The organism is Flavobacterium arcticum (genome assembly GCF_003344925.1).
Taxonomy (GTDB): domain Bacteria; phylum Bacteroidota; class Bacteroidia; order Flavobacteriales; family Flavobacteriaceae; genus Flavobacterium; species Flavobacterium arcticum.
Map to the genome: position 1 here is coordinate 2,549,001 of NZ_CP031188.1, position 26,994 is coordinate 2,575,994.

The 26,994-nt window shown below is 34.2% G+C and carries 24 protein-coding genes; 14 read left to right on the top strand and 10 right to left on the bottom strand.

The annotated features are described in order from the left end of the window. Positions 1–72: 72 nt before the first annotated feature. A complete protein-coding gene (locus DVK85_RS11490) occupies positions 73–477 on the top strand; it encodes a hypothetical protein (protein WP_114678577.1) in 405 nt (134 codons plus the stop codon). Between the two features lie 32 nt (positions 478–509). Continuing rightward, positions 510–1,058 (top strand): GNAT family N-acetyltransferase, encoded by a 549-nt coding sequence (locus DVK85_RS11495; protein WP_114678578.1) that lies wholly within the window; start codon positions 510–512, stop codon positions 1,056–1,058. A gap of 44 nt (positions 1,059–1,102) precedes the next feature. On the opposite strand, the gene hutH is transcribed toward DVK85_RS11495, so the two are convergent. Together hutH and DVK85_RS11505 are read right to left on the bottom strand one after the other, a co-directional pair. After that, positions 1,103–2,611: a histidine ammonia-lyase gene (gene hutH / locus DVK85_RS11500; RefSeq protein ID WP_114678579.1), complete on the bottom strand. Its 1,509-nt coding sequence runs from the start codon at positions 2,609–2,611 to the stop codon at positions 1,103–1,105. 76 nt (positions 2,612–2,687) lie between these two features. Continuing rightward, positions 2,688–4,178: an NAD(P)H-hydrate dehydratase gene (locus DVK85_RS11505; protein ID WP_114678580.1), complete on the bottom strand. Its 1,491-nt coding sequence runs from the start codon at positions 4,176–4,178 to the stop codon at positions 2,688–2,690. 164 nt (positions 4,179–4,342) lie between these two features. Between DVK85_RS11505 and gcvT the strand changes: the two genes are divergently transcribed. The 6 genes from gcvT (at position 4,343) to DVK85_RS11535 (ending at position 10,547) form a co-directional block, all read left to right on the top strand. Next, positions 4,343–5,425: a glycine cleavage system aminomethyltransferase GcvT gene (gene gcvT, locus DVK85_RS11510; protein WP_114678581.1), complete on the top strand. Its 1,083-nt coding sequence runs from the start codon at positions 4,343–4,345 to the stop codon at positions 5,423–5,425. Positions 5,426–5,430: 5 nt separating this feature from the next. Next, complete coding sequence (locus tag DVK85_RS11515) at positions 5,431–7,479, top strand: S41 family peptidase (protein WP_162845325.1); 2,049 nt, start codon at positions 5,431–5,433, stop codon at positions 7,477–7,479. A 79-nt stretch (positions 7,480–7,558) separates the two neighbouring features. Beyond that, positions 7,559–8,272 (top strand): YebC/PmpR family DNA-binding transcriptional regulator, encoded by a 714-nt coding sequence (locus DVK85_RS11520; RefSeq protein WP_114678583.1) that lies wholly within the window; start codon positions 7,559–7,561, stop codon positions 8,270–8,272. 148 nt (positions 8,273–8,420) lie between these two features. Next, positions 8,421–8,972 (top strand): RNA polymerase sigma factor, encoded by a 552-nt coding sequence (locus DVK85_RS11525; RefSeq protein ID WP_317048213.1) that lies wholly within the window; start codon positions 8,421–8,423, stop codon positions 8,970–8,972. Then, positions 8,972–9,517 carry an anti-sigma factor gene (locus DVK85_RS11530; protein ID WP_114678584.1) on the top strand — a complete coding sequence of 182 codons (546 nt, stop codon included), beginning with the start codon at positions 8,972–8,974 and terminating at the stop codon, positions 9,515–9,517. The genes DVK85_RS11525 and DVK85_RS11530 overlap by 1 nt, the downstream gene beginning before the upstream one ends. Continuing rightward, positions 9,498–10,547 carry a DUF4097 family beta strand repeat-containing protein gene (locus tag DVK85_RS11535; protein ID WP_114678585.1) on the top strand — a complete coding sequence of 350 codons (1,050 nt, stop codon included), beginning with the start codon at positions 9,498–9,500 and terminating at the stop codon, positions 10,545–10,547. Before DVK85_RS11530 ends, DVK85_RS11535 begins: the two co-directional genes overlap by 20 nt. A gap of 203 nt (positions 10,548–10,750) precedes the next feature. Here DVK85_RS11535 and DVK85_RS11540 read toward each other — a convergent pair whose 3' ends face one another. Next, positions 10,751–11,791 (bottom strand): PLP-dependent cysteine synthase family protein, encoded by a 1,041-nt coding sequence (locus tag DVK85_RS11540; RefSeq protein WP_114679055.1) that lies wholly within the window; start codon positions 11,789–11,791, stop codon positions 10,751–10,753. 80 nt (positions 11,792–11,871) lie between these two features. Beyond that, positions 11,872–14,001, bottom strand: a complete 2,130-nt coding sequence (locus DVK85_RS11545; RefSeq protein ID WP_114678586.1) for a S9 family peptidase — start codon at positions 13,999–14,001, stop codon at positions 11,872–11,874. 74 nt (positions 14,002–14,075) lie between these two features. Between DVK85_RS11545 and DVK85_RS11550 the strand changes: the two genes are divergently transcribed. Continuing rightward, complete coding sequence (locus tag DVK85_RS11550; RefSeq protein ID WP_114678587.1) at positions 14,076–14,399, top strand: YbaB/EbfC family nucleoid-associated protein; 324 nt, start codon at positions 14,076–14,078, stop codon at positions 14,397–14,399. A 177-nt stretch (positions 14,400–14,576) separates the two neighbouring features. Here the strand turns inward: DVK85_RS11550 and DVK85_RS11555 are convergent, their stop codons facing one another. Then, on the bottom strand, positions 14,577–15,602 hold the full coding sequence (locus DVK85_RS11555) for a threonine aldolase family protein (RefSeq protein ID WP_114679056.1): 1,026 nt from the start codon (positions 15,600–15,602) through the stop codon (positions 14,577–14,579). 48 nt (positions 15,603–15,650) lie between these two features. Here DVK85_RS11555 and prfB point away from each other — a divergent pair. From prfB to DVK85_RS11575, 4 genes are all read left to right on the top strand, one after another. Continuing rightward, positions 15,651–16,749 (top strand): peptide chain release factor 2 gene (gene prfB / locus DVK85_RS11560; protein ID WP_114678588.1). Its coding sequence is split into 2 segments (ribosomal slippage): positions 15,651–15,713 and positions 15,715–16,749, totalling 1,098 coding nucleotides; the frame shifts between segments, so codons are not numbered across the junction. A 181-nt stretch (positions 16,750–16,930) separates the two neighbouring features. Next, positions 16,931–18,157, top strand: coding sequence for a GAF domain-containing sensor histidine kinase (locus DVK85_RS11565; RefSeq protein WP_114678589.1), 1,227 nt, complete (start codon positions 16,931–16,933; stop codon positions 18,155–18,157). 101 nt (positions 18,158–18,258) lie between these two features. After that, positions 18,259–19,182, top strand: coding sequence for an AraC family transcriptional regulator (locus tag DVK85_RS11570; protein WP_114678590.1), 924 nt, complete (start codon positions 18,259–18,261; stop codon positions 19,180–19,182). Between the two features lie 3 nt (positions 19,183–19,185). Further along, the gene (locus DVK85_RS11575; protein WP_114678591.1) at positions 19,186–20,499 is read left to right on the top strand and encodes a hypothetical protein; all 1,314 of its coding nucleotides are present in this window, start codon (positions 19,186–19,188) and stop codon (positions 20,497–20,499) included. 8 nt (positions 20,500–20,507) lie between these two features. On the opposite strand, the gene DVK85_RS11580 is transcribed toward DVK85_RS11575, so the two are convergent. The 5 genes from DVK85_RS11580 to DVK85_RS11600 all read right to left on the bottom strand — a co-directional run bounded on the left by DVK85_RS11580 (position 20,508) and on the right by DVK85_RS11600 (position 25,582). After that, entirely contained in the window at positions 20,508–20,882 is a 375-nt protein-coding gene (locus DVK85_RS11580; protein ID WP_114678592.1) for a DUF779 domain-containing protein, read from the bottom strand. Between the two features lie 93 nt (positions 20,883–20,975). Further along, positions 20,976–22,010, bottom strand: coding sequence for an alcohol dehydrogenase AdhP (gene adhP, locus DVK85_RS11585; protein WP_114678593.1), 1,035 nt, complete (start codon positions 22,008–22,010; stop codon positions 20,976–20,978). Positions 22,011–22,089: 79 nt separating this feature from the next. Then, positions 22,090–23,595 carry an aldehyde dehydrogenase family protein gene (locus DVK85_RS11590; protein WP_114678594.1) on the bottom strand — a complete coding sequence of 502 codons (1,506 nt, stop codon included), beginning with the start codon at positions 23,593–23,595 and terminating at the stop codon, positions 22,090–22,092. A 259-nt stretch (positions 23,596–23,854) separates the two neighbouring features. Beyond that, a complete protein-coding gene (locus DVK85_RS11595) occupies positions 23,855–24,913 on the bottom strand; it encodes an inorganic phosphate transporter (protein ID WP_114678595.1) in 1,059 nt (352 codons plus the stop codon). A gap of 24 nt (positions 24,914–24,937) precedes the next feature. After that, the gene (locus DVK85_RS11600) at positions 24,938–25,582 is read right to left on the bottom strand and encodes a DUF47 domain-containing protein (RefSeq protein ID WP_114678596.1); all 645 of its coding nucleotides are present in this window, start codon (positions 25,580–25,582) and stop codon (positions 24,938–24,940) included. Positions 25,583–25,870: 288 nt separating this feature from the next. Here DVK85_RS11600 and DVK85_RS11605 point away from each other — a divergent pair, with 288 nt between their 5' ends. Next, positions 25,871–26,983: an SLC13 family permease gene (locus DVK85_RS11605; RefSeq protein ID WP_114678597.1), complete on the top strand. Its 1,113-nt coding sequence runs from the start codon at positions 25,871–25,873 to the stop codon at positions 26,981–26,983. Positions 26,984–26,994 lie beyond the last annotated feature (11 nt).

Sequence of the window (26,994 nt, forward strand, 5' to 3'; positions counted from 1 at the left end):
ATTATACTGCCTTTACTTACTATAGCGTAGGTTGTATAAAATTAAAGTATATAAAAATTAAAAAAATTGCTGATGAAACTGAAAATTACACTACTCTTATGTTTACTTTTAAGTTCTTTATCAATATACAGTCAAAGTAATTGCGCTGATTTTAAAAATGGTACTTTCAAGTTTACAGATAAAGAAACCAATCGTGTATGCATTATTATCCGTGAAGGTAATAAGCAAATCGAAAAAATGGAAGACACACAGGATAAATCTTATGATTTTGCCATAAAATGGACTGATAGCTGTACCTATACCGTTACCCCTACTCCTGCTACAATTAAAAAGAATAAAGAGATATTAAAACTGGGTACTATGACGGTGCAAATAACGCCTAAAACAGATACTTCTTATGTACAACTTGTACGGGTAGCAAACAGCCCTAAGTTTAAACGTAGAGATGAAGTTTTTATAATAAAAGAAGAGGATTAAAATACTCTATGCAGAATTTTATTATTTAGAAAATGAAGTTTAAAGAAATCAGTACAAAAAGACTAAAGCTACGCATTGTAACCCCTGAGGTTTACAGTTACGTTTATGACAATTATGATAATGCTACTATAAAAGCCTTTTTCGGGATTAAAACCGATGCAGAGGTTGAGAAAGAAAGAGAAAATTATAATAAAGGAGTTACAACATATAACAGGTCTTTTCTACATTTTTTTCTATTACAACCCGATACAGATACAGTTATAGGCTGGTGCGGTTACCATACTTGGTATACTGACCATAATAGAGCCGAAATTGGCTACATGCTTTTTGACGACAGCCATAAAAAAAAAGGCTATACGAGTGAAGTGTTACCCGCTGTATTACAATATGGTTTTGATGTTATGAAACTGTATAGAATTGAAGCTATGGCAAGCCCTAACAATGCTGCATCTATAAAACTATTAGACAAATCAGGCTTTGTAAAAGAAGGATATTTGCGAGAACATTATCGAAATAAAACTACTGGTGTTATGGAAGATTCTGTTATCTATTCATTACTAAAGTCCGAATACAAGCTATAATTAATAGTAAAAAAAAGAGGGATTTTTAAGTCCCTCTTTTTTATTTATTCTGTTATACTTTCGTCAAGTTGTAAATTGTTAAGAAAAGCTATTGTATTTTCTATATCATAATGTAATATTCTATCCTCTTCTACCAACGGCACTTCTTCGCGATACGATTTTATAAACATCTCTATAAAGACACTAGATCTTAAAGGTCTCCTAAACTCTAATGCTTGAGAAGCGTTCATTAACTCTATAGCCAATATACGCTCTAAATTTTCTATAATTCTAAGCGTTTTAGTCGCTGCATTTGCCCCCATACTCACATGGTCTTCCTGCCCGTTAGATGATACTATACTATCTACACTTGCTGGTGTTGCCAGCTGTTTGTTTTGGCTTACAATACTTGCAGCAGTATATTGTGGTATCATAAACCCTGAGTTTAGCCCTGGGTTAGCTACCAAGAAAGGCGGTAAACCACGCAATCCTGAAATAAGCTGATATGTACGTCTTTCAGATATACTACCTAGCTCTGCAAGGGCAATGCCTAAAAAGTCTAGCGTTAACGCCAAAGGCTGTCCATGAAAGTTACCACCCGATATAATTTCGTCACTTGACACAAATACATTTGGATTATCGGTAACTGAGTTAATCTCTGTACGGAACACTTTTTTCACATAGTCTATAGTGTCTTTTGTGGCTCCGTGTACCTGTGGTATACAACGGAAAGAATAAGGGTCTTGTACGTGTTTTTTATGCTGGGCAATAATTTCACTATCTTCTAGTAATTCATTAAAACGTCTTGCAGTAACTATTTGTCCCTTGTGCGGGCGTACCATGTGTATCAACTCATTAAATGGTGCTATACGCCCATCAAATCCTTCTAAAGATATTGCTCCTATTACATCGGCTAAATAGCAGTATTTTATAGATTTTAGTAATACATAAACACCATAGGCTGCCATAAACTGTGTACCGTTTAATAGAGCCAAACCTTCTTTAGATTGCAGCACTATAGGCTCCCAGCCCATTTTTTCGAGTATTTTATGCGCTGGCTGACGAAATCCATCGGCATTTACCTCTCCTTCACCTAATAATGGTAGCGAAAGGTGTGCTAATGGGGCAAGATCACCCGATGCGCCTAATGATCCTAAGGTGTAAACTACAGGAAGTATATCATTGTTATAAAACTCAATTAATCGCTCTACTGTTTGTAATTGTACACCCGAATGACCGTAGCTCAACGATTGTATTTTTAGCAATAGCATTATTTTTACAATGGTTTCAGGTACTTCATCGCCGGTACCACAGGCATGCGATTTTACAAGATTTTCTTGCAGTTTAGAAAGATCGTCATTAGATATTTTTACATCACATAGCGAACCGAATCCAGTATTTATACCATATATAGGTTCATCATGCTCCTTCATTTTATTGTCAAGATAGGTACGACATTTCTGGATATTTACTCTAGCTTCCTCAGAGAGTGCTAGTTTCATATCCTGAGAAAGGATGTGTTGTACTTTTTCAAGAGATAATATATCGGAGCTTATATAATGTATGGTTTCCATTTTAAGAGTTGTTTAAAGGGGCAAAATTCACTATTCCTCAATTAAAAAACAACTTTTTTAGCAATTTTTCATTTATTTAGACTTGCGGCACAATATTATTATATGCTTTACTGAGATATTTAATAATATCTGATGCTATAAATGACTGGCCACTAATTTCTTTAACAGCTACATCAGCAGTTAACCCATGCAAATAAACGCCAAAAATAGCAGCAGAAACAGGAGCGTATCCTTGTGCTAAAAGCGAGGTAATAATACCAGCCAACACATCGCCGCTCCCCCCTGTTGCCAAAGCAGCATTACCACTTGTATTTATATAAACATCATCTCTTTGTACCACAAGAGTACGGGCATCTTTAGCTACTATAATAACATTATGCTTTTTAGAAAAACTCTTCAATTTTTCTAGTTTATCAAAATCATCTTCCCAATTCCCTAGTAGTCTTTCCAGTTCTTTCGGGTGCGGCGTTACTATTGTGTTTTGTGGTATTAATGTAAGCCAATCTTTATTCCCCGAAATCATATTGAGCGCATCGGCATCTATTACTAACGGTATAGTATTCTTTTTAAGAAAATTATGTAGTGCTTTTTGTGTTTTGGGATTTTGCCCTATTCCCACACCAATACTAATGGCGTTTGGTTTTATATCATAATCTATTTTTTCTATCTCCCTCTCGCCATCTGTCAACACCATCGCTTCAGGAAAGTAGCTTTGCATTATTTCATATCCGCATTCAGGTATATAAGCAGTAACCAGCCCGCAACCTGTTTTTAACGCTGCTTTAGTAGAAAGGCATACCGCTCCTATTTTACCATAACTCCCCCCAATTATCAGCACATGTCCTTGTGTGCCTTTATGTGCATAAGGTAATAATGGTTTGTATCTTTTTAGGGCTTCTGCCCTATCAATAAGATGATAATGTGATGTAGTAGTGTCTAAAAACTCTTTATCTAAACCAATATCTAGTATTTTTATAGTTTTAGAATACTTATAATTATCCGATAAATAGAATGCGAGTTTAGGAAACTGAAAAGTAAGTACATAATCTACCTGTACTGCTATTTCGGTTTTTTTGTCCAAAAACATTCCCGAAGGTACATCTACCGCTACTACAGTCGCCGAGCTATTATTAATTTGATTAATAATCATTTTCACAGCTTCATCAGGTTCACGGGTAAGCCCTATACCAAAAATAGCATCTATAATAACTAATTTGCCTTTTGTGTATTGGTCATTTTCTTTATTGTTATTAGTTATACCTACTTCTTTTGCGCGCTCAAAATTTATTAAAAAATCTGCCGATGGTTTCCCTGCGCTTTCTACAATATTGAGCATTACATTATAATTATCCTGTTTCAGTAGTCTAGCTATTACCAGTCCGTCACCACCATTATTACCTTGCCCGCAAAAAACATGAAACAGCGTTTCTTTATCAGGAAACTCCTGCTTTAACCATAAATATACTTGCGTAGCAGCACGCTCCATTAAATCAGTAGAGGTTATTTGCTGATTTTGTATCGTAATTTCGTCTGCTTTTCTAACTTCGGAAGCTCCAAAAATTTTCATGATTAAGTGTGTATTAATTCTATAAAATTATTATATAATAACAGGATATCACTATTTTAAATATGATTTTATCCGATATAATTAAATATTATCAGCTATTCATTATTTTTAAAGTAAGTTTTTCAATAATTTAGCATCATAAAACTCAATTATAAACAAACGCAATGAAAAATACTGCGCTTACGCACATTCACGAAGCACTAGGTGCCAAAATGGTACCATTTGCAGGTTATAATATGCCTGTACAATATGAAGGAGTAACTATTGAACACGAAACCGTAAGAAACGGTGTTGGTGTTTTTGATGTATCGCACATGGGTGAGTTTCTAATTTCAGGACCAAATGCGCTAAACTTGATACAAAAAATAGCGAGTAATGATGCATCGGTACTTACCGTAGGTCGTGCACAATACTCTTGTATGCCAAATGAAGATGGCGGAATTGTAGATGACCTTATTATCTATCGTATTAAAGACGATGAGTATTTACTTGTGGTAAATGCTTCGAATATAGAGAAAGACTGGAACTGGATTTCGAGTAAAAATGATATGAATGCAACAATGCGTAATATCTCTGAAGATTATTCGTTACTAGCTATACAAGGTCCTAAAGCTGTAGAGGCAATGCAATCGCTTACATCTGTAGATCTTGCAGCTATAAAATACTACCATTTTGAAGTAGCAGATTTTGCAGGTGTAGAACATGTTATTATTTCGGCTACAGGTTATACTGGTAGTGGTGGTTTTGAAATCTATGCCAAGAACACTGAAATAGAGCAAATTTGGAAGAAAGTTTTTGAAGCAGGAGCTTCTTATGGTATTAAACCTGTAGGACTTGCTGCTCGTGACACTCTACGTCTAGAAATGGGCTTTTGCTTGTATGGTAATGATATTAACGATACCACATCGCCACTAGAAGCAGGACTAGGCTGGATAACTAAATTTACAAAAGACTTTACCAATGCCGAAGCGCTTAAAAAGCAAAAAGAAGAGGGTGTAACCCGCAAACTAGTAGCTTTTGAGTTAACTGAAAGAGGAATACCAAGACATGACTATGAAATTACTGATAAAGATGGAAATGTAATAGGAATAGTAACATCGGGTACTATGTCGCCTTCACTTAGTAAAGGTATAGGTCTTGGCTATGTACCAGTAGCATATACTGCTGTAGATAGCGAAATATACATAAGAATACGAAAGAAAGATATTCCCGCAAAAGTGGTGAAGCTTCCGTTTTATAAAAAATAATGCCTATGAAAAAATTTATCGCACTTGCTTTATTGTTTTCGCTTAACACAAAAGCACAAAATTATGAGAAAGCGTGTGATGTTTTTTCTAAAGTAAATAATGTGCTGCAATCACGGCATTTTGACCCTAAACCGATAGACGATAGTCTGTCGGTTTATGTTTTTAATACAGTAATGGAACAGCTTGACGATAATCATACACTATTCTTACAAGAAGATTATGACAAGCTGGCACTGCATAAATATAAGCTAGACGATCATCTAAAAAATAAAGACTGTTCTTTTTTTGACGATTTTATCACTACTTATAAAAAAGCACTTAATCGTAACAAAAAAATGATAGAGGAACTTACAGCCTCTAACCTCCCCTATAGTACTACCGATACTATATTTTATTCTAAAAAAGCTTATCCTTATAATACAGAAGCTGGTAAAATAAAAAAGTATCTCCGTAAAAAAATGATTTTCGATGTACTTGAAGACGTAGCTAAACTGGGCAAAAATAAAGACTCTTTAAAAACCTTATTGCCAGAATTAGGTAAACAGTCTAAAGATAAAATAACAGAATCTTATTTATGTAAAATAAATGCTCTACTAGAGCCTACCGAAGGTTTTGATGATAGTATGTATAATCGCTTTTTTTCGGTGTTTTGCAATTATTTTGACCCACACTCTACTTACTTTAATTATAGCGAAAAAAGTAGTTTCATATCAGGTGTCTCTTCAGAGAAATACTCTTTAGGATTATATGTAAGTCGAAATGAGAAAGAAGAAATTATAATAGAAGAGGTTGTGCCAGGAGGTCCTGCCTATAAAACGTATAAGATAGATAAAGGCGATCAAATTTTAGAACTTACTGCCAATGATAAAGCATATTCTGTATCATGTGCTGTAATGGAAGCTATAAATGATATTGTTTTCTCTGACAATTATAAAAACGTAAAAATCACATTGCGTAAAAAAGACGGAACAATCTACTCGGTTGAACTCGAAAAACAAATAATGAAATCAGAAGATCACAGTGTGTATAGTTACATACTGGGAGATACTAACCCTATTGGGTACATAAAAATACCTAGTTTTTATTCGGCTTTTGATAATACTAATCTTAAAGGTTGTGCTGAAGACGTAGCTAAAGAGGTCTTAAAACTCAAAGAACAAAATATACAAGGGCTTATAATAGATTTACAATATAATGGAGGTGGCTCTATAGATGAGGTAATAAATATGGCAGGAATGTTCATTAACTTTGGTCCGCTTAGTATAATGTCAAACAAAAACGGTTATAATAATATTATAAAAGATTATAATCGTGGTATGTTATACCATGGTCCTATGGTGGTGGTGGTAAATAACTTTTCGGCTTCGGCAAGTGAGTTTTTTGCAGGCGTTATGCAAGACTACAAAAGAGCTGTAATAGTAGGTAATACTACTATGGGTAAAGCCAGTATGCAAACTATATTACCATTGAATGCAAAATCAAACAACCAAGATTTTGTAAAAGTTACTATAGATAAGTTTTACCGTATTACAGGAAAAAGCAGCCAATATAACGGTATTGTACCCGATGTACCTTTACCTGACTTTTTTGAAAAGTTCTTACCCAGAGAAAGTACCTATCCTACTGCGATAAAAAATGACACCCTAAATGTAAAACTAAAATTTAGGCAAATGCCCGATATGGCATTAAATAAAGTTATTGCTATGAGCAAGGAAAGATTAGCTACAGATACCTCTTTTATAGCAATAAAGGCTATCAACAAACGTATAAATACTTTATATGATGATGTTAAAGCTCCTTTACCTATAACATTTGATGCTATTTTCGACGATGTACATGCTATGGATGAATTGTGGAGTGAAATAAACCTACTTACAACCAAAGAAAATGACTTTAATATAAATGCAATATCAAATTCATCTAAAGAAATTATAGCTACTGATGATTTTCATAAAAGCATAAATGAATATAAAGAAAAATCACTTAAAACTGACCGTTATGTATATGAGGGACTAAATATAGTAAATGACCTTATAAACATGAAAAAGCATTAAGAATACTACAAAAATCAACCGCAATTGTTTTTGAAAAAACAATGAATAAGTTTATTTTTGTGCTGCAAACAAATTAATTATGGGAAGAGCGTTCGAATTTAGAAAAGCTAGGAAAATGAAACGTTGGTCGGCAATGGCTAAAACGTTTACAAGAATAGGAAAAGATATTGTAATTGCAGTTAAAGAAGGTGGACCAAACCCTGAGAGTAATGCTAGGCTTAGGGCTGTAATACAAAATGCGAAGGCTGCTAATATGCCTAAGGATAATGTAGAGCGTGCCATTAAAAAAGCATCTGATAAAGACACGGCAAACTATAAAGAAGTACTATTTGAAGGTTATGCACCACACGGTATTGCTATACTTATAGAAACTGCTACTGATAATAATAATCGTACTGTAGCCAACATACGTAGTTATTTTAATAAATGTAACGGTACAATGGGTACACAAGGCTCTGTAGAGTTTATGTTCGATCATACCTGTAATTTCCGTATTCCTGCCGAAGGACAAGATGTAGAAGAACTTGAACTGGAAATGATAGACTTTGGTGTAGAAGAAATTTTTGCAGATGAAGACGGTATTGTAATGTATGCCCCTTTTGAAAGTTTTGGTGCTATACAAAAAGAATTAGAAAACAGAGAATTAGAGATACTTTCTTCTGGTTTTGACAGAATACCACAAGTTACTAAAGAACTAACTGACGAAGACCAAGTTGCCGATGTAGAAAAGCTACTAGAAAAAATAGAGGAAGATGATGATGTTATGAATGTATATCACTCTATGCAAGAATAATACTTAGACCACAAATCTTAATAGTATAAAGCTGCCCTTATAAGGCGGCTTTTTTTGTGTTTTACAGCGATTAATTTAATTATTTTTATACTAAACTGTAACATTTTATATACTATACTGTCATTATAATAAATAGAAACCTTAAGAGTTGATAACCGCCACTACCGAAATAAATGAACTTATTATTCTTTGCAAAAAAGGCAATAGTAATGCACAATATGAGGTGTATAACGCTTACTATAAGGCGATGTACAACATTGCGCTACGTATTGTTAAAGACAGTCATTGGGCAGAAGATATTATGCAAGAAGCATTTTTAAAAGCTTTTACAAAATTAGATTCGTTTAAAGGAGAAGTAACATTTGGAGCATGGCTAAAACGAATAGTGATTAACCATAGCCTTGACAGTTATAAAAAAATAAACAAAGAAGCTGTGCCTCCTATAGAACAAGTACTTTATAAAGTAGAAGATGATACTGAAACATACAATGAAGACTTAGATTTTTCATCAATAAAATTAGGGCAGGTAAAAACAGCCATTAACGATTTAAAAGAGAGTTATAGAGTAATACTCACCTTGTTATATATAGAAGGTTACGACCAAGAAGAGATTTGTGAGATATTAAATATAAATGCAGGAAACTGCCGCACAACAATAAGCAGAGCACGAGAAAGTCTGCTAAAAAAATTGAATGTATAATGAAAAACGAAAAAGATAATCTCGAACAGTTATTTAGTCAACTAAAGAATGATTGGGATACTGAAAAACCAGCAGACGGACATGAACTACGTTTTATGCAACGGTTAGAAAATAAACCTAAGAAGAAGAAAACGATAGCATGGACAAAAATAATTGTACCTATTGCAGCATCTATAGCCATACTACTTGGTGTTTTTGTAACCTATCAGCCCGAAGAGCCTAAAACTGCCGAACTATCACCAGAGGTAAAAGAAACCCAACTTTACTTTGCTTCTATCATTAAAAGTGAAATGACAAAGATAGAGCGCGAAAGTACTCCCGAAACAAAAAAAATAGTACAAGACGCAATGGTACAGATGGATTTGTTAGAAAGCGACTATAATAAACTGATACTAGAGCTTAAAGAAAAAGGTGAAAATAAAAAAATAATACATGCAATGATAACCAATTTACAAACAAGGATATCATTCTTAGAAAGAGTATTAACACAAATAGAAAACACCCAGAAAATAAAAAATAGACATTATGAAAACAATAACGCTTAAAGTAGTATTGCTGTTACTTATAGCACCTATTGCTATGATAGCAGGAGAACATAAAGGAAAATACAAAAAAGAAAAAAAGATAAGTAAAACATATAGTGTAAACGCTGATGCGGCATTGTTTGTAAACAACAAATACGGAAACATTTATGTAACTACTTGGAATGAAAACAAAACTGCTATTGATGTAGTAATAACTGTTAGCGGTAATAGAGAGAGTAATGTAGACAAAAGACTCAACAGTATAGAAGTAGACTTAGAGGCTACTATAAGTGCTGTAAAAGCAGAAACAAAAATAGGTAGATATAGTGGTAGTATTAGTATGGAAATAAATTATACTATAAAAATCCCTAAAAATGGCAGTATAAACCTAACCAATATATATGGCGGGATAACGCTAGGCAAAATTTATGGTAAAACAATGATTAAATGCCAATATGGTATACTTGATATTGAGGAATTAAACAGTACCAATAACTCTATAAATATACAATACTGCGATAACTCTAAAATAGGCTATGTAAAAGAAGGTAGTATAAAAACTCAATACTCTGATATAGGTATAGAAAGAGGTGAAAATATAGAACTGAAGGGGGAATATTCTGATATTAAGATTGATAATGTTACAAACCTTAATTATAGTTCAGGCTACGGAAATGTAATGATAGGAAGGTCAGTAAATGTTATCGGAAAATCTAAGTACTCCGATTTTAGTATTAAAAAGCTAGAAAAACTAATTGATATTAGTGTAGCCTATGGCGATGTAGTAATAAACATAGACAAAACAGTAAAAAACATAAGCATTGATGCTTCCTATTCAGATGCAATAATTAAATATACACCTAATTACAGTTTTAATTTTGAGCTATTATTAGAATATGGAGATGTAAACGGTGACAAAGGAGGCTTTAAATATACCTCAAAAAGTGATAAAAACTTCAAATCGCATTATATAGGTCAGTATGGTAGTGATGGTGGTAATAATATTTATATCAAATCAATATACGGAGATATAAAATGGGTTAAAATGTAAAGAAACACAATGTAAATCAAAAAATAATCATCATTCAAAAAATAAGATCGAGCGAGTTTAAGTTGTTTTGATTTTATGTTTCACTTTGCTAAGAGCCACCTAATTGGGTGGTTCTTTTTTATATAGTAATAATCTAAACTAACTATAGTAAAACAAAAAACCATCCTTTTCAGGATGGTTTTGTATGATGATAAGTGTGTGTTTTATTTTATAAATTCAATTTTTTGAGCAGCTTCAAGGTTAACACTGTCAAAAAAGCCTTGTTCATTCATCCATTCGTCACTAAATACTTTACTCATATAGCGTGAACCGTGATCTGGGAATATTAATATTACATTACTGGTAGCGTCAAACTCTCCTTCTTCAGCATATTGTCTTACCGCTTGTAAAACTGCACCACTGGTATAACCTACAAAAAGACCTTCGGTCTTAGCTATATATCTTGCAGCATGTGCACTATCTTCATCAGATACCTTTATAAACTTATCAATAACATCAAAATCTGTAGCCGTAGGTATAAGATTTTTTCCTAAACCTTCTATTCTATACGGATAAATTTCTTTGCTATCAAACTCTTTAGTTTCATGATATTTTTTAAGTACAGAACCAAAAGCATCTACACCAAGGATTTTTACATCAGGATTTTTTTCTTTTAAAAACCTAGCTGTTCCAGATATAGTACCTCCTGTACCACTACAGGCTACAAGGTGGGTAATTTTCCCATTGGTTTGTTCCCATATTTCTGGTCCAGTAGTATTGTAATGAGCATCAACATTAAGGTCGTTAAAATATTGATTGATATATACAGATCCCTTAGTCTCTTCATGAAGCCTTTTGGCTACATTGTAGTAAGAGCGAGGGTCATCTGCCGATACGTTTGCAGGGCAAACATAAACCTTTGCCCCCATAGCACGTAGCATATCAATTTTATCTCTCGACGATTTAGAGCTTACTGCCAAAACGCAGTCGTAACCTTTAATAATACTTACCATTGCCACACTAAAACCAGTATTGCCCGAGGTAGTCTCTATAATAGTATCTCCCGGTTTTAGGATGCCTCTTCTTTCGGCTTCCTCAATAATGTATAATGCAATCCTGTCTTTGGTTGAATGGCCCGGATTAAAAGCTTCTACTTTCGCAAAAAAATTCCCTTCTAATCCTTCTGTAATTTTATTGATTTTAATCAGCGGTGTGTTACCAATTAATTCCAATACATTATTATAGGCTTTTATTTCTTCTTTCATAAAAAATAAGTTAATCAAGGTACACTGTGCATAAATTTTAGTAACCTCAAAACCATGCAAAGCTAACAAAAAAATTTTAATTACTTTTTAATTCCTTCTAAATCTAACAAAAAACTATATTCTTTGGCAACTTCTTTTAAGGCTTCAAATCGCCCTGAAGCTCCGCCATGTCCTGCTTCCATGTTAGTATCGAGGAATAATACATTATTATCTGTTTTTAACGCTCTTAAACGAGCTACCCATTTAGCAGGCTCCCAATATTGCACCTGTGAGTCATGAAGCCCTGTTGTTACCAACATATTAGGGTAGTCTTGAGCAGTTACATTATCATAAGGAGAGTATGATTTCATATAATCATACGATTCTTTTTCGTTAGGGTTACCCCACTCGTCATATTCTCCTGTAGTAAGTGGTATGCTATCATCTAACATTGTTGTTACAACATCTACAAAAGGTACTTGAGCTATAACTCCATTATATAATTGTGGAGCCATATTTACAACTACCCCCATAAGCAATCCTCCTGCCGAGCCTCCTTCGGCATACAAATGCTCTTTTGAAGTGTAACCTTCGGCGATTACAAATTTAGAACAGTCTATAAAATCAGTAAATGTATTTTTCTTTTTTAATAATTTACCATCTTCATACCATTCGCGCCCAAGGTCTTCTCCTCCTCTTATGTGGGCTATAGCATAAATAAAACCTCTATCTAGTAAACTAAGTCTTACTGATGAAAAATAAGGATCCATAGATGCTCCATACGAACCGTAAGCATATAATAGGAACGGATTGCTACCATCTTTCTCGATACCTTTTCTATATACCATAGAGATAGGCACTTTTGTACCATCATCGGCAGTAGCCCAAACACGCTCTTCTACATAGTTATTCTTGTCAAAAGTACCACCTAGTACTTCCTGCTCTTTCATAACTTCTTTTTCTTGCGTTTTCATATTGAAATCGATAACTGAAGATGGTGTAGCTAACGATTGATATCTGTAACGTAATACATCTGTATTAAAATCAGGATTTGCCGATGTACCTGCCGTGTAAGTTTCACTCTCAAAAGGCAGGTAATATTCCTCTCCTTTCCAAGGGTGTATTCTTATTTTACTTAAACCATTAGAACGCTCAGAGATTACCAAATAATCTTTAAAGATATCTATATCTTCTACTAATACATCCTTACGGTGGGGTATCATATCTGTCCAGTTATCCATACCTGTATTGGTCTCTGGAGTAACCATTAACTTAAAGTTAGTCGCTTTATCTTTGTTTGTAACAATATAAAACTTATCGGCATAATGCGAAATGTGATATTCTAACCCTCTAACTCTAGGCTGAAATACTTTAAAATCACCATCTGGCTTATTAGCATCAAGCGTTCTAAACTCGGTAGTAAGTGTACTACTACTACCTATAACTAAATATTTTTTAGATTTTTCTTTGTACACAAATACAGAAAAGGTATCATCTTCTTCATGATATATTATTTTATCATCAGTTGTTGATGTGCCTAACTTATGATTATAAACTTTCTCTGAACGTAGGGTAACAGGGTCTTTACGAGTATAAAAAAGTGTTTTATTATCGTTTGCCCAAGTAGATCCTCCTGTAGTGTTTTCTATTTTTACAGGTTGTATCTCGTTAGTAAGTAAGTTTTTTACTTGTATGGTGTATTGCCTGCGCGATACGGTATCTACACCAAAAGCTACCCATTTATTATCTTCACTTACATTAAGACCGCCAAGCTGAAAGTATGAATGTCCTTTTGCCATTTCGTTACAATCAAACATTATTTCTTCTTTAGCATCAAGGTTGCCTTTTTTACGCGAATATATAGGATAATCTTTGCCTTTTTCGTAGCGGGTAATGTAGTAATAACCATTATAGTAGTAAGGAACAGATGAATCGTCTTCTTTTATCCTACTCTTCATTTCTGTAAAAAGATCTTCTCTGAACGCTTTAGTATGTTCAGTCATCTTTTCATAGTACTCGTTTTCTTTATTCAGGTAGTCTATTACTTCAGGATCTTCTCTTTCATTAAGCCAATAATAATTGTCAATACGTACATCGCCATGTTTTTCAAGTTTCTTAGGTTTAATGGCTGCCGTTGGAGGCGTTTGTGTTTCTGTCATTGATTTATTTTTGTTTTCCTGATTGCAGGCAAAAATAATACAAACACAACTTATAAGTAAGACTTTCTTCATTCTATTTACTAGATTAGTGTATAACCATGCAATTTAATATTTTTGCTGCATATTAATTAATAAAATTCGTAAAAATGTTTGGAGATATGATGGGCATGATGGGTAAAATTAAAGAAACCCAGCAAAAAATAGAAGAAACTAAAAAAAGACTAGACACGGTACTCGTAGATGAACAGAGTAACGACGGGCTACTAAAAGTAACACTTACTGCTAACAGGCAAGTTAAAACTATAGCTATTGACGATAGTTTACTAGAAGACAAAGAGCAACTAGAAGATTATCTTGTGATTGTAATGAATAAAGCTATAGAAAAAGCTACAGCCGTAAACGAAGCCGAACTTAGTGCGGTAACTAAAGAAAGTATGCCAAACATACCAGGAATGGATATGTTTTCTTAATTAGATATTAGGTAAAAGCCATTAGATAATATCGTTTATAAAAGCTATAAGAAGAAATAACTGTCATTGCGAGCGCAGTGAAACGGAGCGTAGCAATCTTTTTTAGATTGCTTCGTCGTGCCTCCTCGCAATGACAGTTGTGCTTTCTACTATTGGCTAATGGCTTATGTCTATTATCTAAAAAGAGAGTTTACTCAACGATTCCATTACATATTGGTGCATTACCTCTTTATAATCTAGGTGGGTAACAATACGCAATTTGCCTTTACCCATACCGCTTATAAAGATGCTCTTTTGTTTTAATTTTTCTATAACAACCGCTTCGCTATACTGTGATTTAACAGAAAATATTAGCACGTTTGTTTCTACAGGTTCTACTTTTTCTACCCATTCGCATTGCTGCAATACTTCGCCTAGTTGTTTAGCTCTCTTATGGTCGGTTTCTAGCCTACCTACATTGTGTTGTAGTGCATATAAACCTGCTGCTGCAAGATATCCTGCTTGACGCATACCGCCACCCAGTATTTTACGGATGCGCAAAGCCCTATGCATTGTTTCTTTATCACCTATAAGCACTGAACCTACAGGAGCACCTAGCCCTTTAGAAAGACAAACCGATATAGTATCGAACAATTCTCCAAATTGTTTAGGGTGTTGTTTTTTGGCTACTAATGCATTCCAAAGTCGCGCACCATCTAAATGATAGCCAAGGTTATGCTTACTACACACCTCTTTTATAGCAGCAAGTGTTTCTATATCATAACAAGCGCCACCGCCTTTATTAGTAGTATTCTCAATACATACTAAACTAGTAAGCGGGCTATGGTAAAAATCAGGTGGGTTTATAGCAACTTCTACTTGCTCAGCAGTTATCATGCCCCTATCGCCATCAAGCAAGCAACATGATACTCCGCTATTAAAAGAAGCTCCGCCGCCTTCGTAATTATAAACGTGTGCCCATTTGTCGCAAATTAATTGATCGCCAGGATTAGTATGTAACTTTATAGCAACTTGATTTGCCATAGTGCCCGACGGAAAGAATAAAGCAGCCTCCATACCAAACAAATCAGCAATAGCCTCTTCAAGCTCATTTACTGTAGGGTCTTGTTTATAAACATCATCGCCCACTTTTGCACGAAACATTTGCTGTAGCATTTCATGGCTGGGTTTGGTTACAGTATCACTTACTAAATTTATTTCCATAGTATCGAAAGTATAGCTTACTTTTGCAACCACAAAACTACATTATTTATGACAAATACCGAACAAATTAAAGGTATTATGGAGCGCCTTGGTGCGCTGAGGAGGTATCTTTGACATCGACAGGAAGTTAATAGAAATTACCAACGAAGAAGAAAAAACTTTTGCTCCCGATTTTTGGAACAATACTAAAGAAGCAGAACGCCTTGTAAGAGAACTACGTTCTAAGAAAAAATGGGTAGACGATTATGAAAAAGCTAACGCATTAGGCGAAGAGCTACAAGTTATGTACGAGTTTTTTCGTGAAGGTGACGCCACCGAGGAAGAACTTGATAACCAATACCAACAAACTATTACTCACCTAGAAGCTCTTGAGTTTAAAAATATGCTATCTGACGAAGGCGATAGTCTGAGTGCTGTAGTACAAATAACAGCGGGTGCTGGTGGTACAGAGAGTTGTGACTGGGCTGCAATGCTTATGCGTATGTATATGATGTGGGGCGAAAAAGAAGGCTATAAAATAAAAGAGCTTAACTATCAGGCAGGTGAGGTTGCTGGTATAAAAACGGTAACACTTGAGTTTGAGGGCGATTACTCTTTTGGGTACCTCAAAGGAGAAAACGGTGTACATCGTTTGGTGCGTATCTCTCCTTTTGATAGTAATGCAAAACGTCATACCTCATTTGCATCAGTATATGTATATCCATTAGCAGATGATACTATCGAAATTGAAATAAACCCGTCAGACATTACATGGGAAACCATGAGATCTAGCGGTGCTGGTGGGCAAAACGTTAATAAAGTAGAAACAGCTGTAAGGCTGCGCCACCACCCTACGGGTATTATTATCGAAAACTCCGAAACACGTTCACAGCTAGATAATAAAACAAAAGCAATGCAGCTTTTAAAATCGCAATTGTATGAAATTGAGCTTAAAAAGCGACAAGCAGTACGCGATGAAATAGAAGCAGGAAAAATGAAAATTGAATGGGGTTCTCAAATTCGTAACTATGTCATGCATCCTTATAAATTAGTTAAAGATGTACGATCGCACCACGAAAGCAGCGATGTAGAGGGTATCATGAATGGAAACATTGACGAATTCCTAAAAGCATACCTCATGATGATGGGGCAAAAAGAAGAAGAATAAAACTTTTATATACTATTAAACTTAAATACAGTAGACATCCTAAAAGCAATTATAATTTTTTTAGACAATGTTTTTAGGGTGTTCTTTTTAACATAAATGTTTTTAATGTTAAAAAATATTGTATTTTGGTACAAGGTTTACTAAACATAGTATCTCACTAAAAAATCTATCTCTAAACTAAATGATTTTAGGCACACTAAATTTTATTCCGGAAACCGAGTCTCGACGACTTGAAAAGCTGCGTGAGTATCAAATACTAGACACGCACTCCGAAGACACTTTCGATAATATTGCTTTGCTAGCATCGCAAATATTTGGTGTTCCTAATGCCTTTATCTCATTTGTAGATGAAGAAAGGGTGTTTTTTAAATCAAACCTAAGCAGTCTTCCGTTTAACGAAGTAGACCGCAAACATAGTCTTTGCAGCCTTGCCATATTACACGATAAAGTTACCGTGTTTAATGACACTTACAAACATCCGCATTTAATGGAAACCCCCTATGTTAGTGAAAAAGGAGGTATACGTTTTTATGCAGGCGCACCTTTAAAGTCGCCTGAAGGACATAATATGGGTACTATATGCGTAGTAGACTCTATACCAAGAGAAACTACAGAAGAACAATTGGGAATGTTAAAGACTTTATCTAGAATCATAATCGATAAACTAGAAAATAAGCTACGCTATAATAAAGGTATTAAGTCGCAAATAAACTTAATGAATATTGCGTTACATGAAATTAAAAATCCGCTTGCTTCTATAAACTTAGCAAATGATATACTTATTAAAGATATTAGTAAGAAAGATAAAATGACGACAATGATAAAATCGTCTGTTTCTAGAATACAAAGTAAACTTGCCGATCTTTTAAAACAATCTGAAGAAGAAGAAAACAGTGACGTAATACTAGCTATAGAACCAGTAGATCTAAATGAAGTATTTACTAAAACACTGAATAACTTCGAGTTACTTGCTAGTAGAAAAAGACAATCAATAGAACTAAATTGCGAATGCAATCTGCCTACTATTAATGCTGATAAGGCTAAAATATCTGATGTGATGCACAATTTAGTAAGTAATGCCATAAAATATTCATACAAAGGAGCTACTATTAGTATAATGGCTCGAAAAATTGATGAAGTAGTAGAAATAGAAGTTCGCGATGAAGGGCAAGGACTTGATGACGATGATATGAAAAAATTATTTACCAAGTTTGCAAAACTTAGCTCTAAGCCTACTGGAAAAGAAACTTCAAGCGGACTAGGACTATCAATATCAAAATCCTTTATAGAGTTGCACAACGGTACTATAAGCGCAATAAGTGATGGTAAAGATAAAGGTACTTCGTTTATCATATCATTACCTATAGCTTATAAAAAGGATGAGGCTATAATGCATCATGAATACTAGGGTAAGGCTTGCTACCTATCCTAGTTCTTTATAAATTACGTCTCAAAATTTCTTTAAGAGGTTAATAATTGTTAACTTAATACCCTAATTAAGTTACTATTATGAACCATAATAAGGCGTTATTGCATACTCCTGCATTATCTCGAGAAAAATCATTAAAAACACTTGTTGAGAACCGTACTGTATACTCTTTAGACAACTGTGAACTAAACCTATTTGAAACCTACCAGGAATCATTATTAGTTCCCTTAAAGTTTAATGATTTAGTCGTAACCAGTATGCTGCGTGGCAAAAAAGTAATGCACCTTTTTGACGATCCCGCTTTTGAATACTTACCAGGAGAGACGGTAGTTGTACCCTCAAATGTAGAGATGAAAATAGATTTCCCTGAGGCATCTTCTAAAAACCCTACGCAATGCCTAGCCTTAGCTATAGATAATAATAAAATAAGTGAAACACTACATTTTTTAAATGAGCGATACCCAAAAGAGGAAGGTATAGATTGGAAACTAAATCATGATAATTATTTCTTTTATAATAACACGGAGCTTGCCGCTACTATAAATAAACTCATACGTGAATGCATGAGCACATCGGTAACTAAAGATGCTTTAGCCGACTTAGCTTTACAGGAACTTATTGTACGTATTATTCAAACCCAAACTGTAATTGCTATAGATCAAGAAAAAGATATGGTAACTGATAGTCCTATACATTATATTGCTGAATATATCAGGAAAAATATAACCCGTACTATTACACTAAAAGAACTCAGTAATAAAGCCTGTATGAGTACTACATCCTTTTACAGGTATTTTAAAAGAGAGTTGGGTATGAGTCCCATAGAGTTTATTTTAAATGAAAAAATAAAACAAGCGAAACAACTATTAAAAAACCCAAGTATGCAGGTAAACGAAGTATGTTTTCTTGCTGGGTTTGATGATTGTAATTATTTTATCAGGATATTTAAAAAACACGAAGGTATTACACCAAAGCAATATCAAATACTTAACATCAACAACTAAGCTTTGAAAAAAAATATATTAGATATAGTCTATAATTTTTTCATAGACTCTAATGATTTCAATGGAATTCCTTTAAGGAAAATTTCTAAAAACTTAAATATTGATTACATAAGCTCCATCGAAACTATAAAAGAATTAGTGAATGAAGATAAAGTATCTATACAGTCAAGTACAAACCCGAATATAATTGGGTTTCAACATTATCCACAAAACATACAAATTCAGATTCTAGAAGATGCAAAATTAATCGAAATTTCTTATTCAAAATTTGGAGATTTTACCATTGAAAGTGAAAATACTGAATTTCCAATATGCTTATATCCCTCAAAAGAGTATTTAGTTAAAAATAGGGATTTAAAGGATTTTGAAAGGGCGGAGTACTCAAAAAGATTGGCTTTAGCAGAGCCTCATTTAGAACCTGTATTTTTTGAAATGGATGTTTTGGATCGTTACATTACTGACCCGAGATATGACTTCAAATTTGAAGATTATTCTGGTAGCATAATTCATACTCATGATGAACAAGACACCCCTCATTTAAGAGAGGAAGATCAAATTTTTTTAAATACATTTGGATTAGCATTTGGCACGAATAATGACAGAATAATAGCTGTTTATTTAAGGTATTTAAAAGACTTAACACCTGATCATCAAACATATTGGAAAACTAAAGAAATAGGAGGTGCTTGTAAGGTACTCAAGGAATATCATGACAATATAGTTTTAGGTAATTGGAATACTTCATACTCAATTTTTAATGGTTTTATTGGTGAACTAAACTGCCTTTATGACTTAAGTCAGTTTATATTTAGTAAACCATTATTATTAAAAAAATTTAATGAAGAAAAACGTCTGCGAGAGTTTACATATTTTTTAAGCCCTACATCTAAAAATTATTCTGATTTTGTGTTGCTTTTAGACAAAATGATGTCTGAAAATCTAAATAAAGATTTTTTTAAAAATAAAGTTGAGTTGTTTGATTTAGAAGAATTAGGAAACGGAATTGTTGAGAGAAAACCTAAAGGAACAATCAGGCTTTTTGAAGAATGGATTTCAAGTCAATTTAAATCAAGTAACGATAATGATTTAAAGAATCTTTTTAAGATTTTTAAAGATATAAGAAAAGAACGTCAAAGCCCTGCACATAAGATAATAGAAAATAAATATGACAAAAATTATACCCAAAAGCGTATTGATCTAGTTAAAAAAGGCTACAACTCAATGAGAATCCTTCGTCATATTTTCCAACAACACCCTCACGCTAAAACATTTAACACACCTAAATGGCTTGAAAATTCAGACATAAAAAATTTTTAATAAATATTTTAATTCTCTTTAAATCGTAAAGGCTCTAAGTTATCCTGTTCTACCTCAGTAAAAAGTCGCGATTCTATTATAAATCTTTTGCCTGTAGGTATCTCTAACGAAAAACTTGCTCCCCTGCCCTGAGTAGCATTTAAAGTTAAGTGCGTGTGTTTCCAATATTCAAACTGGTCGCGACTCATCCAAAATTCACATCCTTCTACATCTCCTAAACATACATCGCTATCTCCTATTTTAAATTCTCCTTTCGAAAAGCACATGGGTTGCGACCCGTCGCAACATCCACCACTTTGATGAAACATTAACTCACCATGTCTTTCTTTAAGTTCGTTTATTAGTTCTATTGCTTTATCTGTTACATCTACTCTTTTATACATCTATTATTTTTTAGTATTAAAAATTTAAAAAAAGCCGCAGGTCTCAGTATATCACAAGTTGAAACCAACGGCTGTATTATTTAAATAGTGTTTTTACTTATCTGCTATTTGTAACACCATACGCCCATCTATTTGTCCTTTTTTCATTTTATCAAACACATCATTTATATCGTCTAGTTTAGCAGCAGTAACATTAGCTTTTACCTTACCTTCAACAGCAAATTGTATTGCTTCCTGAAGGTCTTTTCGCGTTCCTACAATAGAACCTCTAATAGTTATACGATTTAGCACGGTATCGAATATAGACAGATCAAAATTACCCGGAGGCAAACCGTTTAATGCCATAGTACCTTTTCGCCTTAATGTTTCAAGTCCTTGTTTAAATGCAATTGGTGAAACAGCAGTAACCAGAGCACCATGCATACCTCCAGTTTCTTTTTTAAGATACTCGCCTGGATTTTGTTCTTTGGCGTTTACTACCAAGTCTGCGCCGAGTCTTTTAGCTAAGTCTAGTTTATCATCAGCTACGTCAATAGCAGCTACATGCATACCCATAGCCTTAGCATACTGTACCGCCACATGACCTAACCCACCTATGCCAGAAATAGCAACCCATTCGCCCGGTTTGGTTTCAGTTTCTTTAAGTCCTTTATATACCGTAACTCCTGCACAAAGTATAGGTGCCATTTCTAGAAAGTTAACGTTTGAAGGTAAATGCCCTACATAGCGTGCATCAGCAATTACATATTCGGCAAAACCGCCATCTACACTATAGCCACCGTTTTCTTGCGTTTCACATAACGTTTCCCAACCTGTTATACAATAGTCGCAACAACCACAAGTACTGTATAACCAAGGTACACCCACAGCATCGCCCTCCTTTACATTATTAACATCTGGTCCTACAGCTACTACATAACCCACACCTTCGTGCCCTGGTATAAGTGGCATTTTAGGCTTTACTGGCCAATCGCCCTCTACAGCATGCAAATCGGTATGACACACACCACTAGCTATAACTTTTACTAATATTTGGTTTTTACCAGGTCTCTTTACTGCTACTTCTTCTATTTGTAATGGTTTGCCAAATTCGCGAATTACCGCAGCTTTCATCGTTTTAGGTAACATAATTTATTGATTTAGATTGTATTAAAGATATAAAAAAATAAGCTGTCCCTTTCAGGACAGCTTTGTCAGACAAAATATATTAGAAGAAGCCTAATTTCTTTTTATCATATGATATTAGCATGTTTTTAGTCTGTCTGTAATGTTCTAACATCATTTTATGATTCTCTCTACCAAAACCAGATTTTTTATATCCTCCAAACGGTGCATGTGCAGGATAAGCATGATAATTATTTACCCATACCCTACCTGCTTGTATAGCGCGTGGCACCTGGTATAGCTCATGAGCGTCGCGTGTCCATACCCCTGCTCCTAAACCATAAAGTGTATCATTAGCTATCTCTATAGCTTCTTCTACTGTTTTAAAAGTGGTTACACATACTACAGGACCAAATATTTCTTCCTGAAATATTCTCATTTTGTTATGTCCTTTAAAAATAGTTGGCTGAATATAATAACCTCCGCCAAGTTCGCCTTCTAATTTATTGACATCGCCACCTGTTAGCAACTCTGCACCTTCTTCTTTTCCTATTTTTAGGTACGATTGTATTTTTTCATATTGGTCATTACTTGCCTGTGCGCCCATTGCTACAGTGGAATCTAATGGGTTTCCAATTTTTATAGCTTCGGTACGGGCTACAACACGCTCCATGAATTTATCATAGATATCTTCATGCACTAAAATTCGTGATGGACAAGTACAAACTTCTCCTTGATTAAGCGCAAACATTACCGCACCTTCAACAGCTTTATCAAAAAAGTCATCATCTGCATCTGCTACCGATTTAAAGAAAATATTTGGCGATTTACCACCAAGTTCCATTGTAGATGGTATGATATTTTCGGCAGCATATTGCATAATTAAGCGACCTGTAGTTGTCTCTCCTGTAAAAGATACTTTAGCAATTCTAGGTGATGTTGCTAGTGGTTTACCTGCTTCTATACCAAAGCCGTTTACTACGTTAATTACACCCGCAGGAACTACATCTTTTATTAAGTCCATAAGTATCATAATAGACACAGGCGTTTGCTCGGCTGCTTTTACTATGGTACAGTTACCAGCAGCAATGGCAGGTGCTATTTTCCAGGTAGCCATAAGTAACGGGAAGTTCCAAGGGATAATTTGTCCTACAACCCCAATAGGTTCATGCAATGCTATACTTACAGTATTTTCGTCATGCTCAGAGATAGTACCTTCATCGGCACGAATTACTCCTGCAAAATAACGAAAGTGGTCTATGCATAAAGGTAAATCGGCTGCAAGAGTTTCTCTTACTGCTTTACCATTATCTATAGTTTCTACTGCTGCAAGATAATCTAAGTTGGCTTCTATTACATCTGCAATTTTATTTAAAACATTACTTCTATAAGCTGCCGATGCTTTTCCCCATGTTTCAAAAGCCTTATGCGCAGCATCTAGTGCTAAATCTATATCTTCTTTAGTAGAACGAGCTGCCTTGGCAAATACCTTACCATCTATTGGCGATACATTATCAAAATATTCTCCTTTTACAGGGGGCACAAATTTACCTCCAATGAAATTATCATACTTATCTTTAAACTCCGGTCTTTTAACTAAATTACTCATAATTATTGTCTTTAACTTGTTTGTTTATTCAAATTTAGTTAGCTACAACGTTATAGAATAGCATAAATCGGTCAATCAATAGCACAAATCGGTCAACCTTGCGTTTAATTATAATAATATTACTTTTTTAGAAAGCTAAAAATGATATTTTAACAAAAAAACAAACAAGTAGTTAAACAAATAGCAATTATAGTATCTATAAACAAAAACTTCCCGATGATATATCGGGAAGCTTAATTTATGTGAAGTAAAACTTTATCTAGAAAAGAGATATTATATAGTACAGTAGTGCTGCAATTATTGCCGATACTGGTATGGTTAGTATCCATGCCCAAAGCAGGCTAATGGTTACCCCCCAACGTACAGCAGATACCCTTTTAGTAATACCAACTCCTATTATAGAACCAGTAATAGTATGTGTAGTAGATACAGGAATACCAAAATGCTCGGCAGTATATAGCGTGATAGCCCCTGCTGTTTCGGCAGCAACCCCCTCTAAAGATGTTACTTTGGTAATTTTAGTACCCATAGTTTTTACAATCTTCCAACCGCCACTCATAGTACCTAGCGCGATCATTGCAAAACTGGTAAACGGTACCCACCCCCAATGTTCTACAAAATATTTAAACGGGTCGGCAGCAGTTTTATATTCTACCATTGGGTCTATTTGTGTATGATAATATATAACAGCAGCTCCAATAATCCCCATAACCTTTTGTGCATCGTTAGCACCATGCCCAAGGCTAAACAGTGCTGATGATACTAGTTGTAATCTTTTAAACCATTTGTCAGCTTTAGACGGGTTCGCCTTTCGGCAGATATTTAATATCAATACTGTTATAAAATAGGCGACTATCATACCTATTAATGGCGCCATAAATATAAACAGTATAATAGGTATTACTTTAGCATAATTTACTACAGTGTTCAAGTCAGCTCCATCAACAGTAAAAGCATGTGCTAATGCTGCTCCCATAAAACCACCTATAAGTGTATGTGAGGATGAAGATGGAATACCTAGTTTCCAAGTAAGAAGATTCCATGTAATAGCGGCTATAATACCTGCTAAAATAACTTCGAGCGTTATAAAATCTTCACTAACAGTTTTTGCAATGGTATTACCAATCTTAAACTCACCTATCCAATATCGCGAAATAAAGTAAGCCAAGAAATTAAAAAAAGCAGCCCAAAGTACTGCCTGAAAAGGAGTAAGTACTTTTGTGGCAACTATAGTCGCTATAGAGTTAGCCGCATCATGAAAACCATTAATGAAATCGAAAGCAAGGGCTAAAAATATAATTATTATAAGTAACGTCATGAATAACGGGTTGAAAAGTGGTTTTTATGAATGCTTTACAGCTATAGACTCTAAAACATTGGCTACACCCTTACATTTATCGGTTGCTGTTTCAAGGGCTGCAAGCACTTCTTTATATTTAATGACATTTATAGCATCTGTTTCATTTTCAAAAATATCAGCTACTGCTTTATCAAATACATTATCCGATTTACTTTCTAGCTTATATATTCGCTTACATATATCAGCTATCCCCTTTAGGTTATTCATACCTTTTAAGTCGGCAACAGCAAGTTGAATAAGTTGACATGCTTCAAGATTTATCTCTGTCATTTTTCTTATTGACTTGGTAATTTTTTCTACCTGATACAAACGCATCCTGTTTGCTGCACCATACATATAATCTGCCACGTTATCTATAGCCGATATAAGTGCATGTATATCTTCTCTATCAAAAGGAGTTATAAAATTACGACTAAGCTCAAGATTAGTTTGATGAGCAATGCCTTCTATTACGCTTTCAAGACGTTCTATCTCCATCAAAAACGCTTCTCTATCTTCTTTTGGTGTGTTTACTGCTTCGTGCATTTTCTCTGCCAGTAACACTAAATTTTGGGTTGCTTGCTCAAATAATGGGAAAAATTTCTTGTCTTTCGGAACAAGAAATTGAAATATGTTATTTATAGACATTTACGTTATTTTATGGTGGCAAAGGTAACTATGCAATGTTATCAAATGGTTAAATAATATTAAACTAAAGGTTACCTAAATAGTGTTGTTTAAAGAAAAAATAAAGCCGAAAAGTAAATTCATGTTACTTAACAAAACACTAAATAGCAGTTTATATGAACCTTAATAGAAAAAACCAGAATATTTTACAATATTTGCATCGCTTAACAATTAATTAAAGTATGATTTTAAGGTATAAAAAGCATTGTAGTATACTTTTGCAGTGCGTTTAAACCTCCATTAATAAAAATGAAACACAAAAAAAAATCAATTCCTTCCCCTAGTCTACTTGGTAGACTTTCTAATGAAAAGTATTTTTTAATTTTAATATTAATTGTTTTTATACTTAGCGCAGTATTTTATGGGCAACCACAAATAGCAATGTGGATTGGTTTTCTTATTGCAGCCTATGCAACAGTGTCTAATGATAGTATACAGTCTTTAGGAACATTTATAGAAAGTAACAAAGACAAAAAATGGTATTTGCTCTGGATTTATGTTGGATCCTTATTTTTAATAACAGTTACCATAAGCTGGGTTATTTATGATGGAGATGTTACTTATCAACGTCTTTTAGACTCTGACGGAAATAGTAAATTTCCTCATCCAGAAAACTTCTCGTTTTTCATGCTTATGGCACCTTTAGTGCTACTTATACTTACGCGATTAAGAATGCCTGTATCTACTACATTTTTAATGCTAAGTGTCTTTAGCTCCTCATCGAGTGGTATTGTATCAATGATAGGCAAAAGTGTATCGGGCTACTTTATAGCCTTTATAGCATCATTAATAGTATGGTACTTTGGGTATGAGTATATCCGTAAAAAGTTTAAAAGCCGAAAAATACATCCTATGTGGGTAGTAGGTCAATGGTTAGTAAGTGGTTTACTATGGTCAGTATGGGTAATGCAAGATGGTGCTAATATAGCAGTGTTCTTACCTCGTAGACTTGGCACAGGGCAGTTTGTTGCTTTTAGTTTAATAATATTCTTAGGACTTGGATTGCTATTTTACCTTAGAGGAGATAAAATTCAGAAAGTAGTAAGTGAAAAAGCACGTATCTCTGATATAAGAGCTGCAACACTTATCGATTTCACCTATGCGCTTATACTTATTTACAAGCTATTTATTAGTACTGTACCTATGAGTACTACATGGGTTTTCTTAGGACTTATAGGCGGACGTGAAATTGCCATAAACCTTGCACGACTTAAAAAAGGTAAAAAACACAAAACAAAAGCAATGCGAATGATAGGTAAAGACTTTTTATTTGCATCTATAGGTTTAATAATATCTTTAATATTGGCTTCTACAGTAAATGTAGCAATACGTAGAGACCTTTTAATTTTCTTAGGATTTTAATTAACCACATA